The following is a 14,144-nucleotide window of genomic DNA, read 5'->3' on the forward strand; positions in this document are numbered from 1 at the left end:
GGTCAGGGGCATCAACTTCGAACTGCCGATCCAGCGTGTTATCCGCGACAACCGATGGCTTGCCACCATATCGCCCAGGTCGACGTTTGTATCCGATCTGCGCTGCAATGCCTGCCAAGCTGGCCAAACGTGCCACACGGTTCTCTGAACAGGTCTCGCCAGCATCGCGCAGGTCGTCCGCCAATTTGCGATATCCATAGACCTTACCGCTATCGGCCCGTGCCTGCTGGATCAGCACCGTCTGACGTGCATCCTCAAGGGCACGCTGGCTTAACGGTTCTTTAAGCCATGCATAGAACCCGCTGAAATGAACCATCAGCACGCGGCACATGGACCGCACAGAAAACTCTGCGCGGTGAGCCTCGATAAACGCGTACCTCACTGAGATTCTCGCGCGAAGTACGCGGTCGCCTTTTTTAGAATGGTACGTTCCTCGGTCACTCGCGCCAGTTCGCGCTTCAGCCTTTTTTTATCTCAGCAGCCTGTTCTGCAACTTCAGATCGGACACGGGGCGACTTCGCAAATTGTGCCTTCCAAGTGTACAGCGATTTGGTGCTGATCCCTAGGCGCTCAGCAACTTCGCTGACCGCATATCCACGCTCAACAACCTGTGCCACAGCGTCCTGTTTGAACTCGTCCGTAAACCGTATTCCCTTGTTCATATCCGTCTCTCCTTGGTTCCAAAATTACCAGGCAAACCGTCTACAAATCTAGGGGCACCTCAAACCGCGTACATGATGAGGGTATAATTAAACTTATTGAATGAGCGCTGCTTCCGGCCCGTTGCTGCCATTCATTGACTGGCCAAGGTGCTGCGGTCGCAGCCCGCTTTGCTGTCATTCGCTGCAGGCGCGAACTCCGGGCTTCCAGGAACTCACGAAACGCAGGACAATTTTCCCATTTAGTTCTGCGCCATCGATGACCGCAATGTATCGTGACAATAAAACTGAGTAGCTTGCAGGCGCTGCTCAAACGGCGATGCGGAGCTTCACGTGAACAACAATCTGACACTCAGTTTTTTCCTAAAGGTCGTAGGTTTTTTCTTTTCTGATCGGACCTTTGATTGCCCTAATTGCGGGGAACGCACTTGCAGATTGGCCACGGGTTCTCTTGAGCGGCGTTAGCGGCGCGATGATTGGCACAGGCTGCCTCTTGCTTGAGGCGCTTGTGCTGTCGAACCGATCCATACGCTGGCTTCGAAAGATACCCCTGATCACTGTCGTTGCTTTGCGTGCGGTTTCCTACAGCATCATTATCGTTGGCGGGCTGGTTTTGCCTTCGCTGATATTCTTGGGGACAAAACAATGGCTTGATCCTGATTTTTCCTTCGGATTTTGGGTGTCGATTGCCGTCGCAACGGGGTTGTCCATGTCAGGAGAGCTCTTCCAGTTGCTAGGTAAGGAGGCGGCGTTGGCAATGTTCACTGGGCGCTATCGCAGGCCCCGCATTGAACAACGCATTGTCATGTTCGCTGATTTGACCGGCTCTACGGCACTTGCAGAGGAATTGGGGGATTTGAGGTTTCATGAGCTGCTGGGCGGCGTTGCCTACGATTTGGAAAGCCCAATAGTTACAAATGGCGGAGAGACGCACCGATACATCGGGGATGCCATCATCATCACCTGGTCAATGGACAAGGCAAAGAACTTCGAGCGCTGCCTTATGTGTGCCGAGGCGATGGTGGAGGCGCTCGAAAGCAAAGCGAACCAGTATGCCACAAAATTCGGCAAGCCAATGCGCATAAGAATTGCGATTCACTGTGGCCCCGTTGCCGCAGGTGAGATTGGCGCATGGAAGAAAGAAATATCACTGCTTGGTGACACTATGAACACCACCGCACGAATTGAAGGTGCCGCAAGGCAATTCGGATCAGACATTGTGGTTTCGGATATGATCCGGAGCCGGTTGCCGGAAGCCTGGCGATCAAAGCTGGTTGGCCTTCCAGACTTCGCAGCACATGGAAAACAGGACGCGCTCAAGCTTTGGGCTCTTTAAAAAGGTTGCCATTGTATTGCCAAACATCTGGGAGGTTCCGCCCACGACGCTGCGCACTCCGGCCCAAAGCTGCCATCGGTCGACCCAATGAACTGATGCACATGCGCTCCGCATTGCAGGCCTTTTCAAGCAGTCAATAGACAGCCGAAAATGGCATCTTTGGGCTATTGATAAGATCGTCGGTTAACTATTGGCACGCAGCGAACCCTGGTCGTGCCGACCATCTGCTGCGGTGCAGTCCGTAAAGCGGGGCGCATGTGGCCTTGGGTCACGCGTCGCGACGACTACCTTAAAGCCATACGCCTTTGATCCCTATGGCCGTCGGGGAGGGGTTACGCTTTTTCTTGACTCAAATGACCTTTTTGACTGAGGCTTCGTCACATGCCATGTGGTATTTTCCAATTGGAATTTTTTGCGACTTCTTTTTTGACCGAGTAATTTGATGTTTGTCCCATGAACCTGCCCGCGTTTTGTCTATGCCTGCCCCGACGATCTCTACCGATACTTTGGGTTTCTGATATGTGTGGCGGAAGCCTTCCGATAGTGACCCATTGTTAAATGCGTCGCGCCCGGTTTGCTTGTCCTAAAGATAGGTTCTTCCATGCCTAGAAATCAAAAACTTGTCGCTGCCGACGCGGCTGAAATTTCTGCTTCTGAGCTGGCCCTCAAAGAGCAGGAAATGCGGCAAGACTTTATGTCTGACAATAACCTCGACGATTTCGAAAAGAAGACACTGGACCGCGTGCTGAAAAAAATCGATCAGGTGAAAGCCAAGATCCGTCAACTGCGCGATGAGGTTGCGGCCAGCAAGGCCATTTGGGAGGCGCGCGCAGGTGATCTGACTCTGATGGAAAGTCAGTTGGCTGAATTGCAGTCATTTGGCGTTCCCGAAGCCGCAGCAATCGAAGGCGAATTTGCTCTCATCCGCGAAGCCATCCAGGACGAACGTTGGACCGATGCGACGGCGGCGCTGGACCAGCTGATGGTGGGGATGGAGCCGGTTTATGGCAATTACATTGAGCAGAAGGCCGCCATGGACCGCTATCTGCTCGCACGGGCTGATTTTGACACCCGCCTTGCCGCGGCGCGCAGCACCGAACCGAAGACTGAGACCGTTGTAAGTGGCTTGGCCGATATCGACGCGTCCATCAGCGCGATTGATGCCGCCGCCGACGAGCGCGCTTATGTCGATGCCGAAATCCTCCTTGCCGGGGCAAACACGCGTCTTGAGCAGGTCGAGTCAGAGTTGATCGACTTCCAGAAAAAAGTAGCTGATTTAGAGGCCGGGCTCGGCGCGATCAGCGGCAAGCTGGACGATCTTTCGGTTTGTGAATTCACCTCGTTGGCAGAGGCGCAAAGCGAGATCTTGAACCTCCAAACCGAAATCGAGGCCGCCGTTGCGGTGCATGACTACGTTACTGCGCTCGCGCTGCTCGCGACGCTTACACCTTTGGTCGAAGACACGCATCGGCGTCTCGAAGAGCTGCAGATCAAACACGCCGATTTCCACGCAACCTACGATCCTCTCAAGGTCCGCGCGGAGCTGCTCAATTCTTCTGAATCACCGGCCACAGTTGAACCGACGCGGCGCATGCTTGCCACTCTGGACCAGATTGACGCCGCCGTCGCGGTCGAGGACTTTGATACCGCAATCTCGCTGTGCCCAGCCCTCGAAGAGGCGATCGTCGAAATCGAGGCTCTGCAGGACGACAGAGCGCTTCGCGAGGCGCGTGCCGCCGAGATCATGAAGCAACACTCCAAGCAGTTGCGCGAGATTGCACGCCTGCTCTCGCTGCCCGGCAATACCTCCAAGGGCGAGGAACTGCAGCGGCGGCTCGAATTCCAATCAGAAGAGATCGAACGTCTGTGCGCCGAGCTTAAGCCAACCGACGCGACGCTTGTTTTTGCCCAGATTATCGGCACCATCGCTGCCCTTCAGGCAGAAGAGGCCGCTATGGTCGCCGCAGACATACTGCGCACGGAGGCCGAAAGCGCATATGCCGCGCTCAAGCCCAAGATCGACAAGGCCAAATTGTTCTATCCCATCGACGAAGAGTTCAAGGCGATGGTTGAAGAATTCCGTGAGGAAGACGAAGCCGTCACATCTCTGATCCACCAGAACCATTTCGGGAATGCTCTGGTCGCGGTCGACTCCCTTGAGCGATCCATCGACCGGCTGCTTGGACGTCAGGCTGACTTCGATGCCCGCGTTGCCGTGCGCGAAACTTTCGTGGTCGACTGGGAAAAATACGAGGCCGTGCGCAGTCAGGTCTTCGCGATGAGGATAACGCTGCCAGACGTGCGAACGCTTTATGATACATTTGGTACCGCCGACAATGTGGTGCTAGAGGCCAAAGAAGCATTTGACTATCCGGCCGCGGGCGCAGCCATACCTGCGGCCACGAAAGCCGCCGAGACGGTACTCAAACGCAAGAAGGACTGCGACGTTCACGCAGCTAAATACGACGAGGCCATGACGCGGTTCAAAACCGCCGAAGCGCTCTTCAAGCCAATGAACGCAATCCGCGACGTTCATACCGAAGCATTGTGGAACAAACTCGTCGAAGGCGGCAATAAGAAGACTGCGTTCTGGGAAGTCGTGCGCGACAAGCCCGACATGACCAAAGCGCTCAAGATCGTGGGCGAGTTTGAAAAGGTCGTCAAAGAGCTCGGGCCCATCATCGAAGCAGAAAAAGTTGCCGTGGCCGAACGTGACCGGCTCCTGGCGTTGAAAAAAGCGGCCCAGGCGAAGTTTGACGCAGCCGATGCCGTCAAGCCCAATACCGAAGAGATACTGACAATTTTCAAGGTTTATCGGACCGCACAAGCCGAGTTCTTCGGCTCTCTGAATGGGGCCGAGCCTGATACTGAAGCCAAACTCAACGCCTACATCGCTGCAGCCGAAGCCGTGACCAACGCAGCCGCGGCCCACGCAGGCCACGATGCCGAAGCCAACGCCGCCTGCGACACGCGAGAGACAGCCGTTAAACCCAAGTTTGACGCCGCCAAAACCGATGGTGAGACCTATCCGACGGAGTTGGGGGACATGCTCTGGTCACTCGAAGACGCGTGGAAATACTATCAGAAACTGTACGGCGAACAGCGGTACCTCGAAGCCCGCGATCGTCTCGACCATGTCGAAAAAGCAGCCGAAGAACTACAAAAAGGCGTCGTTGCCGCCAAGGCCCTTGTTGATCAGCGCGAGGTCGAACTGACAGGCAAGTATACCGCGGCCTTCATCGCGCGCCTCACTACTGTGACCGGGTACGTCGACAGTTCCAAGGAAATGAAGGAAAAGCGCACGTCCGCTATGGATCTGCGCACCAGTCTCGAAACGGCCCAAAGCGACCGTCGTTTCAAGGAAGCGTTGGAGCACTTCGCGGCACTTGACCCACACGTCACCGATCTCGAAACGCTTAAGGCGGCTGAAGGTCCCTTGCTAGCCGATCGCACGTGGGTCGAGGCGCAGGTGACTGCAAAACAACCTCAGATCAATACCGCGCGCGCAATTGAAGGTGTCGACCGCGCCACGCAAGCCAAGGTCGATGCCTTTCAAGACGCGCGAAAGGGCTTTCGAACGCCGTACAATGACGCGGATTTCACCGCTGCGCGCGCGGCGTGGCCGCGGTTTGACAAGGCGATTGATGAACTCAACGCAATGCAGGGCGCATATGACACGCTTCGGGCCAAAAAAGACGCCGCTGATGCTGCATGGGCACCGCTCCAGCCAAACTACGACATCGCCGTTGAAATGCGCGGCTTAACTGAAGAACTCGAAAAACTTGTCAAGGATTTCGACACCGCAAACACGCTCTATAACAAGGCCTATAACCGGCACGATTGGGATCAGGTCTTGATCGAAACGCCACCGCTTGAGAGCGCCATCAACGCGCTTGTCGCCAAAAAGGCCGATCATGACGCCGCCGACGCCGCCGCTACAGAAACCGCTGATGCCGCCCTCGTTGAGTTGCAGACAATGTTCGAAGCCGACCTCAAAGCCAAGACCACAGAGGAAAAACTCGAACTGCTCGAAAAGCTTCGCAGCCAAAAACAGGAACTCACGGCGGAGCAGAAGGCCATGCAGCGCAAGGTCTACATGTCGATGGACCTCGATGCTGAATTCGTCCACCAGGACGACGAACGCCGTGCAGAGTTGAACGAGGCGATCAAGAACGACCCCGAACTTCAGGCCGCCCGTGCCGATTGGGCCAGCACTCATCCCGACACGGCAATCTCACCGGATGAAAAGATCAGGCTGTTGATGAAAACGGTGAAAAAGGAATGCGAAATCTACGGCATGCCTGTCCCCGAGATTAAGACCTTTTCCGATCCCAATGGAGACGCAGGTTTTCACAATCCAAGCGATAACACCGTCAATATCAACATTCACGAAGAAGTAGGTTTCGATGACTTCTTCGAAACCGTTGACACCATGACCCATGAAGTTGCGCATCACTACCAAGCCACGTTGGTCAAAAAGCTCGAAGAGGGCCTTTTGACCCCGGACGATCCCGAATTCAAACAGGCTTTGATGTTTGCTGCAAATAGTGGGCCTTACGATTTTATTGACCCCGAAGACGACCATGAAGGGTACAAGAAACAACCGCTTGAGGATCACGCCTGGAAAACTGGCGGTGGGGTTCAGGATGCTCTGAGAGAAGTGCCTACCTTCTAACTTGCGGTATGTTCGGGAAAGGACAGAACACAGATGGCCAAAACTGACATTGAAATAATCTATCACCTCCGTGATGGTCGCCGTGAACCGCTCGGTACTGGCACCATTGACGAGACAGGGCATATCGATATCACGTCACCGCGCGAAGGTCAGGAAAACTATGTCAAAAAGCAAATGGATGAGCTGAACGGGCGCGACTACGTCGTGCTCAAACTCCCCCCCTCTCCGGGTGGATCAAGCCGAGGTGTAACCAAACAGAAGGTGTATCGCACGAACCCCAACTTCCTTCCGGCATTGAAGGACTACGGTCGGCGTGTGTTTTCCATGGAGTTTATTTTTCACGATTTCATACTCGCGCCGCATCTGGCGATACCGGACGAGGAAACGTCGGTGCCGGATCGAACCGGGCAGCGCCCTCCCATCGGCGACAGCTAGGGTTATGACCTTTCAATTCTACACCATTGATCGCAGACTTTTACAGGTGATGTCGGCAAACCGGTGCGCGCTATGGACTTCGTTGCCAGAACCCGGACTTTGGCAAGGTGATAGGGCAAACCGCCTTCCCTACATATTGGTTGCACCTGCGGCAGGAGGGGTGTTCAGTCGTGAGGTTGGCATGCCCCCATCAGGTGGTCCGGTTTGATTGTTAGTGCATCGTGGGCCACTGGTCCATTGGGACGACGCTTTTTGGTACAGGCGGGCGATAGCCCAGAGCGCTGTGCGGCCTGACCGTGTTGTAGTGTAGCCTCCAAAAAAGTTTGGGTCTATTAACTCCCATGAACTTGCACATTAATAAGTTAGCCCGTTTCCGCTCAAAGGGGCTCCAAAATGAACGTTTCGATCTCGCTAGGGCATGAACGTCCGCTATCGAAATACCTTGAAGGTGCATTAGCATCCGCAGCGAAGTTCCGTTTTCCGCCGCTTCTGCCGAAATCAGTGCGTGCTTCCATCGCAAAGGCATATAGTTTGCCCACGTCTAAGCTATCTTTCTGGGTATGTGTTTACGTGACGAGAAATACACTATGACGCACCGATTAACCCGGCTTGATTTTGGCACTGACACGGGACCGCGACTCGGAGCTTCTGAGTAGGCGTTGAGCACTTCAGAAACATACCCTTAGTTATGTCTGGGCGGGCTACTGTCTAGAGAAACGGTCGGTGGTTAGAGGCCTGTGAATGATACAAGACAGGAAAGCCTACTGACACGTCTATTGTCCGTAAGCGCAGCCACGATTTGCTAGACAAGCAAGGAGCCCCGAGAGGGTGGCGTGACGTCTAGTATGGGAAATTTTAACACTACCAAGGTCAGGCGCGGCCTTTCGGGACGCCTAAGTATTCGATTTATATGGATACTGGTGCTGCTGGAGAGAATCGAACTCTCGACCTCTCCCTTACCAAGGGAGTGCTCTACCTCTGAGCTACAGCAGCGCCGAATGCCGCGCTGATTAGCGGCAAAGCGAATTCACTGCAAGCGCAATCTGGACGCTGATCAAGCCCTGCGCTAGACAAAGGTCATGGCACAAGGCAAGACGCCCCCGACACAGAAAACAGAAGCGCAGCTGCGCGAGGACCGTTTGAAGGCGGCGCTCAAGTCGAACATGGCGCGGCGCAAGGCTCAAAGCCGGGTCCGAAGCGCGCAGGTAGACGATAAAAACAAGGGGCAGAACAGCTCCGACGAGGAAAGCAGATAACATGGATTCCATTCTGGTCAGAGGCGGCAAGGAGCTTGCCGGACAAATCCCGATTGCAGGGGCCAAGAACGCCTGTCTGACATTGATGCCCGCCACATTGTTAAGCGAAGAACCTTTGACGCTGACCAATGCGCCGCGGCTAAGCGACATTCGCACCATGACAGAACTCTTGCGTTCGCTGGGGGCCGAAGTGTCCTCATTGCAGGACGGCAAGGTACTGACCATGTCCAGTCACGGCACCATCAACACCCATGCGGATTACGACATTGTGCGTAAGATGCGCGCCTCCAACCTCGTGCTTGGCCCGCTTCTGGCGCGGGAAGGCTATGCCGAAGTGTCGCTGCCCGGCGGATGTGCTATTGGCGCACGGCCGATGGACATCCATACCGACGGTCTGGCGCTGATGGGGGCCGAGATTGAGCTCAAGGACGGCTACCTGCACGCCCGCGCTCAAGGCGGAAAGCTGAAGGGCGCGGTGATCGACTTCCCCTTCGCCTCTGTGGGCGCGACCGAGAATATCATGATGGCGGCGACCCTAGCTCGCGGCACCACAGTCATCAACAACGCCGCGCGCGAACCGGAAATTGTTGATCTGGCCGACTGCCTCAGGGCGATGGGGGCCCAGATCGAAGGCGATGGCAGCCCTTCGATCACCATTCAGGGCGTTGATGCCCTACACGGTGCCACCCACCGGGTCGTGACAGACCGGATCGAGCTGGGCACCTATATGCTCGCTCCTGCGGTCTGCGGCGGCGAGGTGGAGCTGTTGGGTGGGCGGATTAACCTGCTTGCGGCCTTTTGCGAGAAACTCGATGCGGCCGGGGTTTCCGTGACCGAAACGGCGAAAGGTCTGAAAGTTGCACGCAAGAACGGGCGCATTCAGGCTGTGGATGTCACGACTGAACCTTTCCCCGGTTTCCCGACGGACTTGCAGGCGCAGATGATGGCGCTGCTTTGCACCGCTGTCGGGACGTCCGTACTGCATGAAAAGATCTTCGAGAACCGCTTTATGCATGCGCCCGAACTCATTAGGATGGGAGCGGATATCGACGTGCAGGGCGGAACCGCTACCGTCACAGGTGTGGAGAAACTCAAAGGTGCGCCGGTGATGGCAACGGACCTGCGGGCCTCCGTTTCGCTGATCCTCGCGGGGCTTGCTGCCGAAGGGGAAACCAAGGTTGCCCGCGTGTATCACCTTGATCGTGGCTATGAACATGTGGTCGCCAAATTCCGCGGCGTGGGTGCAGATATCGAACGGATCAAGGAAGAATGACACAGGATGCACGTTTTGAGGATGGCCGCGAAGCGCCGTTGAACCTTGGTGCGATGGATGCCGATGACCTGCAGGTGATCTCGTCACTGGTGCAGGATGCGGTTTTCCCGGCGTCCGAGATGCGCTGGGACCGCGGCGCACAACGGTTTGCCCTGCTGATCAACCGCGTTCGCTGGGAGGACGCAGGCAAGACGCGTCATGCGCCCGAGCGTGTGCAGTCGCTTCTGATGTTCCAGACGGTTCAGGGTGTTGCTAGTCAGGATGTGCCGAAAGGCGACGCCGATACGATCCTGTCGCTATTGACGCTCAGCTTTGAGGAAACCGATGCGCCATCCGGGCATATCACGCTCATGCTCGCGGGGGACGGCGCTGTACGATTGGCTGTCGAGGCAATTGACGTGACGCTGAAAGATGTGACCAGACCCTATGTGGCCCCGTCGAAAAAGTTGCCGAGGCATGACGTTTGAAATTCGTCGCCTGTCCCGCGATGATGCCGCGCTGTGGCGGACGCTCAGGCTTGAGGCGCTCGAACTGCATCCGGAAAACTTTCTGACGACCTATGATGAGGAAGCTCAGCGCACCGATAACGAACGCGCCGCAATGCTGGACGCACGTATGGTGTTCGGGGTTTTTGCCGCAGGAGATCCTCTTGGCACAGCTGCACTCGATCCGGAACCGGTACCGGTCGAGGCCCATCGCGCCAGTCTGAATGCATTTTATGTCCGCAAGGTCGCGCGGGGACGTGGGGCGGCACAGGCTCTACTGGGTCACGTCATTGCTACTGCACGTGCTGAGAGCATTGTCCAACTGGAACTGTGTGTCGCACAAGAGAACGCGCCCGCCATCGCGTTTTACCGGCGGAATTATTTTAAACAATGGGGGTGTCTGCCCCGCGCGGTCAAGCTACCTGACCGCCTCCAGACCGACCTCTATTTCTACCGTCCGTTGGATGATCCTGCGATTCCCTGAGCCTTGCGCGCGATACCGACAATCAAAGCAGCCTCGGCTATATCCTGTCGAACGGCTCTGGCGGATCCTAGGGACGAGCCCCTCTTGCCCTTTGACAAACAGCTCAGGATGGGCTCGACGCTGAAACCACATGATCACCATCAATCCCGCCCATGGAGTGGAAAAGACCGCTGGTGTTGTTCACCCCAAACTTCCGCAGCAACTTCGCGCGATAGACCTCGACCGTGCGGTGGGAAATCTCCAGTTGCAGTGCTATTTCCTTGCTGGTCAGCCCGTCGCTCAAGTAACTCAAGATCTCGCGCTCGCGCCGGGTCAGGGGAGAATACGGCCGCTCCGCGCTAAGATCGGCAAAGCTCCAGATGGCGCGCGCAAGGGGATCGTGAGGCGTGAAGGAATGGCCCCGCACCCGGCACCAGAAAAGGGTGCCGTCTTTACGCGCCATGATGCGTTCATCCCAATACCGGTTTGTTTCGCGCAGTTGCTTTACGCCCCTATCGCGGATGTTCACAAATTCCTCGTCCGAAGGGTAAAGCACGGCAAAAAGTTGCTGGCGCAAGTCGTCTTGTTGATAGCCGAACATGCTCGCAAAAGCGGCATTGCAGTCCCGGATTACCCGGTTCTCGGTTACCACCAACCCGACCGGTGCAAAGGCGAAGGCAAGCTCGGCAAACTGCCCGTTCTCAAAGGCGTCGTCGATACGTATTTCCACGCTCTTGCCCCGCTTAATTAAGTTCCCGATGCTAAGAATACACGTAATCGACCGGCACAGCCCGCGCAACAGTGGGCACTGCCGATTTGGGAGGATACCATGATTATAGTAAAGCGGTTCGCCGCAGCCATTGCCACATCCGTCGTCCTTGCTGGCGCGGCATGGGCACAGGACCCTATCAAAATTGCGCTTGTGCACGGCCTGTCAGGTTCAAGTTTTGAAGCATTCTCGAAGCAGGCACAGACCGGTTTTGAACTGGGACTGGAATACGCGACCAAAGGCACCAACGAAATCAAAGGCCGCCCGATTGAGGTCATCATCAAGGACACGCAGTTCAAACCCGATGTTGCGCGTGCCGTTCTGGCCGAGGCCTATGGCGACGACGAAGTGCTTCTTGCCGTGGGGGCCACATCTTCTGGTGTGACCAAGGGCATGTTGCCGATCGCCGAGGAATACGAAAAGATCCTGATCGTTGAACCTGCCGTTGCCGACAGCCTGACCGGCCCCGACAGCAACCGGTATGTCTTCAAAACATCGCGAAACTCATCGATGGACATGCAAGCGCAAGCATTGGCGCTTCAGCCAGATGAAAACCTGTTCGTCGCCACGCTGGCCGAGGACTACGCGTTTGGTCGAGACGGCATCATCGCCTTCAAAGCTGCTCTTGAAGGCTCTGGTGCAACTGTTGTGACAGAAGAGTACGTGCCACAAGGCACCGCCGATTTCACAGCTGCAACCGAGCGTATGTTCAATGCGCTGAAGGACCACGAAGGCCGCAAAGTCATTCTGGTCTATGTGGCCGGTGGTGGTGATGCACCCGGCAAAATTCAGGCGCTGGACCCGGATCGGTATGGCATCGAAATTTCGATGGGCGGTCACATTCTGCCAGTTCTGCCGACATACAAGCGGTTCCCCGGCATGGAAGGCGCTGTCTATTACTACTACGAAGCTTACGACAACCCGGTGAACAACTGGCTGGTAGAAACCCATCAGGAGCGTTTTGATGGCCCGCCGGACTTCTTCACCGCGGGTGGCATGTCCGCAGCGCTCGCAGTCGTCAAAGCGCTGGAAACAGCTGAAAGTTACGAGACCGAAGATCTGATCGCCGCAATGGAAGGCATGTCATGGGACACACCAAAGGGTGAAATGACATTCCGCCCCGAAGATCATCAGGCCTTGCAGTCCATGGTTCACTTCAAGATCCGTGTTGAGGATGACGTCGATTGGGCGATCCCCGATCTGGTGCGCATCATCGAAGCGGACGAGATGGACATCCCGGTCGGTCGCGACAACAGCAAGTAATGACTGGTCCGGCCCGTTGCCACGCACGGGCCGGATACCCCTCATGTCTCAGGCGATTTTCATGCTCCAGCCTTCTCTTACGACCACTGATCTGACGATCCGCTTTGGTGGGCACGTCGCAGTGAACAAAGTTTCCTGCAATTTTCATCCGGGTGAAACCACGGTCATCGTTGGGCCAAACGGCGCAGGTAAAACGACGTATTTCAATCTGATTTCCGGCCAGCTCGCGGCAAGCGCAGGCAGCATCCACAAGGGTGACCTCGACCTTACAAGGATGTCCCCGTCGACCCGTGCAAAGAACGGGATAGGCCGCGCCTTCCAGCTCACCAACCTGTTTCCACAGTTGACTGTGCTAGAGAACATCCGCCTTGCTGTGCAGGCGCGCTCGGGTGCCGGTTGGGGTCTTTTCCGCCCGGTCGATAGCCTGACCGCCCTGAAGACAGGCGCCCAGAAATATCTGGAAGCCGCACAACTGACTGACAAGGGGTCAATGACCGCCGCAGCATTGCCGCACGGCGACCAGCGCAAGCTGGAAGTCGCCCTGCTTATGGCGATGGAGCCGGATATTTACATGTTTGATGAACCGACTGCTGGCATGTCGCTCGATCAGGCCCCTGCCGTTCTTGAACTGATTGCGCAGATCAAATCCGACCCCACAAAGACTGTGCTGCTGGTGGAGCACAAGATGGATGTGGTGCGGGCTCTGGCCGACCGGATCATCGTTTTGCACAACGGCGAACTCCTCGCCGACGGTGCCCCAGACGAAGTTATGTCCAGCCAGATCGTGCGGGACGTGTATCTGGGTGCCGCAACGGAGGAAACCGCATGACGCTCCTTTCCGTGCGCAACATGAAAACCGATATCGGACAGTATGCTGTCCTAAACGGGGTCAGCTTCGATGTACCCGAAGGCGGCGTGTTCGTGTTGTTGGGTCGCAATGGCGCCGGCAAAACGACAACGTTGCGCTCAATTATGGGACTATGGCAGCCTTCGCCTGGTTCGGTCCATTTTCAGGGGCAGGATATCTCAGGGCTCGCAACGGCTGACATTGCGCGTTTGGGAATTGCTTTCGTGCCCGAAAATATGGGCATCTTCGGCGGGCTAACCGTTGAAGAGAACCTCATTCTGGCTACAGCGAAGGGCAAGTTTGACCAAACCCGCCTGCGCAGGATATTCGACCTTTTTCCCGCACTTGAACAGTTTTGGTCCAAACAGGCATGGAGCCTGTCAGGCGGTCAGAAACAAATGCTGTCAGTCGCCCGCGCCATTATCGAACCGCGCGCACTGATCTTGATTGACGAGCCGACGAAAGGTCTGGCCCCCTCCATCGTCGCGGCGATGGGCGAAGCATTTCGCGAAATCGCGCAAAACGCCACGATCTTGCTGGTTGAACAGAACTTCAACTTCGCGCGCAACCTGAGCCGCGACATGGCCGTGATCGACGACGGTCGCGTGGTGCATAGCGGGACGATGGCGGATTTTGCCGCCGACACCGACCTACAGGGCCAACTGTTGGGATTATCTGCATGA

At 56.2% G+C, this 14,144-nt stretch carries 11 protein-coding genes, 1 tRNA gene and 2 pseudogenes; 10 read left to right on the plus strand and 4 right to left on the minus strand.

Features of this window, described 5'->3' with window-relative positions; genetic code table 11:
• Positions 1-662 (minus strand): annotated as a pseudogene (locus Z945_RS20800) (IS3 family transposase); the annotation flags it as partial.
• A gap of 490 nt (positions 663-1,152) precedes the next feature.
• Between Z945_RS20800 and Z945_RS19925 the strand changes: the two are divergent.
• From Z945_RS19925 to Z945_RS0101170, 3 genes are all read left to right on the plus strand, one after another.
• Positions 1,153-1,995 (plus strand): adenylate/guanylate cyclase domain-containing protein, encoded by an 843-nt coding sequence (locus Z945_RS19925; protein ID WP_161634064.1) that lies wholly within the window; start codon positions 1,153-1,155, stop codon positions 1,993-1,995.
• Between the two features lie 601 nt (positions 1,996-2,596).
• Complete coding sequence (locus tag Z945_RS0101165; RefSeq protein WP_025050294.1) at positions 2,597-6,670, plus strand: GumC domain-containing protein; 4,074 nt, start codon at positions 2,597-2,599, stop codon at positions 6,668-6,670.
• Between the two features lie 33 nt (positions 6,671-6,703).
• Complete coding sequence (locus tag Z945_RS0101170) at positions 6,704-7,105, plus strand: hypothetical protein (RefSeq protein WP_025050295.1); 402 nt, start codon at positions 6,704-6,706, stop codon at positions 7,103-7,105.
• A 211-nt stretch (positions 7,106-7,316) separates the two neighbouring features.
• On the opposite strand, the pseudogene Z945_RS21000 reads toward Z945_RS0101170, so the two are convergent.
• Together Z945_RS21000 and Z945_RS0101175 are read right to left on the minus strand one after the other, a co-directional pair.
• Positions 7,317-7,421 (minus strand): annotated as a pseudogene (locus Z945_RS21000) (integrase core domain-containing protein); the annotation flags it as partial.
• A gap of 602 nt (positions 7,422-8,023) precedes the next feature.
• A tRNA-Thr gene (locus tag Z945_RS0101175) sits at positions 8,024-8,098 on the minus strand.
• A gap of 86 nt (positions 8,099-8,184) precedes the next feature.
• Between Z945_RS0101175 and Z945_RS20660 the strand changes: the two genes are divergently transcribed.
• From Z945_RS20660 to Z945_RS0101195, 4 genes are read left to right on the plus strand one after another with little or no spacing between them, the layout of a single operon-like run.
• A complete protein-coding gene (locus Z945_RS20660) occupies positions 8,185-8,361 on the plus strand; it encodes a hypothetical protein (RefSeq protein ID WP_169736943.1) in 177 nt (58 codons plus the stop codon).
• Position 8,362: 1 nt separating this feature from the next.
• Positions 8,363-9,634 (plus strand): UDP-N-acetylglucosamine 1-carboxyvinyltransferase, encoded by a 1,272-nt coding sequence (murA, locus tag Z945_RS0101185; RefSeq protein ID WP_025050296.1) that lies wholly within the window; start codon positions 8,363-8,365, stop codon positions 9,632-9,634.
• On the plus strand, positions 9,631-10,101 hold the full coding sequence (locus Z945_RS0101190) for a DUF2948 family protein (RefSeq protein ID WP_025050297.1): 471 nt from the start codon (positions 9,631-9,633) through the stop codon (positions 10,099-10,101). The genes murA and Z945_RS0101190 overlap by 4 nt, the downstream gene beginning before the upstream one ends.
• Positions 10,091-10,603: a GNAT family N-acetyltransferase gene (locus Z945_RS0101195; protein WP_025050298.1), complete on the plus strand. Its 513-nt coding sequence runs from the start codon at positions 10,091-10,093 to the stop codon at positions 10,601-10,603. The genes Z945_RS0101190 and Z945_RS0101195 overlap by 11 nt, the downstream gene beginning before the upstream one ends.
• Positions 10,604-10,706: 103 nt before the next feature.
• On the opposite strand, the gene Z945_RS0101200 is transcribed toward Z945_RS0101195, so the two are convergent.
• Positions 10,707-11,312 carry a helix-turn-helix transcriptional regulator gene (locus Z945_RS0101200; RefSeq protein WP_025050299.1) on the minus strand — a complete coding sequence of 202 codons (606 nt, stop codon included), beginning with the start codon at positions 11,310-11,312 and terminating at the stop codon, positions 10,707-10,709.
• A 99-nt stretch (positions 11,313-11,411) separates the two neighbouring features.
• On the opposite strand from Z945_RS0101200, the gene Z945_RS0101205 reads away from it, so the two are divergent.
• The 3 genes from Z945_RS0101205 to Z945_RS0101215 all read left to right on the plus strand — a co-directional run bounded on the left by Z945_RS0101205 (position 11,412) and on the right by Z945_RS0101215 (position 14,144).
• On the plus strand, positions 11,412-12,614 hold the full coding sequence (locus Z945_RS0101205; RefSeq protein WP_025050300.1) for a substrate-binding domain-containing protein: 1,203 nt from the start codon (positions 11,412-11,414) through the stop codon (positions 12,612-12,614).
• Between the two features lie 61 nt (positions 12,615-12,675).
• A complete protein-coding gene (locus tag Z945_RS0101210; protein ID WP_025050301.1) occupies positions 12,676-13,443 on the plus strand; it encodes an ABC transporter ATP-binding protein in 768 nt (255 codons plus the stop codon).
• Positions 13,440-14,144 (plus strand): ABC transporter ATP-binding protein, encoded by a 705-nt coding sequence (locus Z945_RS0101215; RefSeq protein WP_025050302.1) that lies wholly within the window; start codon positions 13,440-13,442, stop codon positions 14,142-14,144. The genes Z945_RS0101210 and Z945_RS0101215 overlap by 4 nt, the downstream gene beginning before the upstream one ends.

This window comes from Sulfitobacter noctilucae (genome assembly GCF_000622365.1).
In the GTDB taxonomy this organism is placed as follows: domain Bacteria; phylum Pseudomonadota; class Alphaproteobacteria; order Rhodobacterales; family Rhodobacteraceae; genus Sulfitobacter; species Sulfitobacter noctilucae.

Bases quoted from the DNA above. Each gene is read 5' to 3' on its own strand.
- murA (WP_025050296.1), top strand. From the start codon at position 8,363: ATGGATTCCATTCTGGTCAGAGGCGGCAAGGAGCTTGCCGGACAAATC.
- Z945_RS0101195 (WP_025050298.1), top strand. From the start codon at position 10,091: ATGACGTTTGAAATTCGTCGCCTGTCCCGCGATGATGCCGCGCTGTGG.
- Z945_RS0101205 (WP_025050300.1), top strand. From the start codon at position 11,412: ATGATTATAGTAAAGCGGTTCGCCGCAGCCATTGCCACATCCGTCGTC.
- Z945_RS20660 (WP_169736943.1), top strand. From the start codon at position 8,185: ATGGCACAAGGCAAGACGCCCCCGACACAGAAAACAGAAGCGCAGCTG.
- Z945_RS0101190 (WP_025050297.1), top strand. From the start codon at position 9,631: ATGACACAGGATGCACGTTTTGAGGATGGCCGCGAAGCGCCGTTGAAC.
- Z945_RS0101165 (WP_025050294.1), top strand. From the start codon at position 2,597: ATGCCTAGAAATCAAAAACTTGTCGCTGCCGACGCGGCTGAAATTTCT.
- Z945_RS0101170 (WP_025050295.1), top strand. From the start codon at position 6,704: ATGGCCAAAACTGACATTGAAATAATCTATCACCTCCGTGATGGTCGC.
- Z945_RS0101215 (WP_025050302.1), top strand. From the start codon at position 13,440: ATGACGCTCCTTTCCGTGCGCAACATGAAAACCGATATCGGACAGTAT.
- Z945_RS0101210 (WP_025050301.1), top strand. From the start codon at position 12,676: ATGCTCCAGCCTTCTCTTACGACCACTGATCTGACGATCCGCTTTGGT.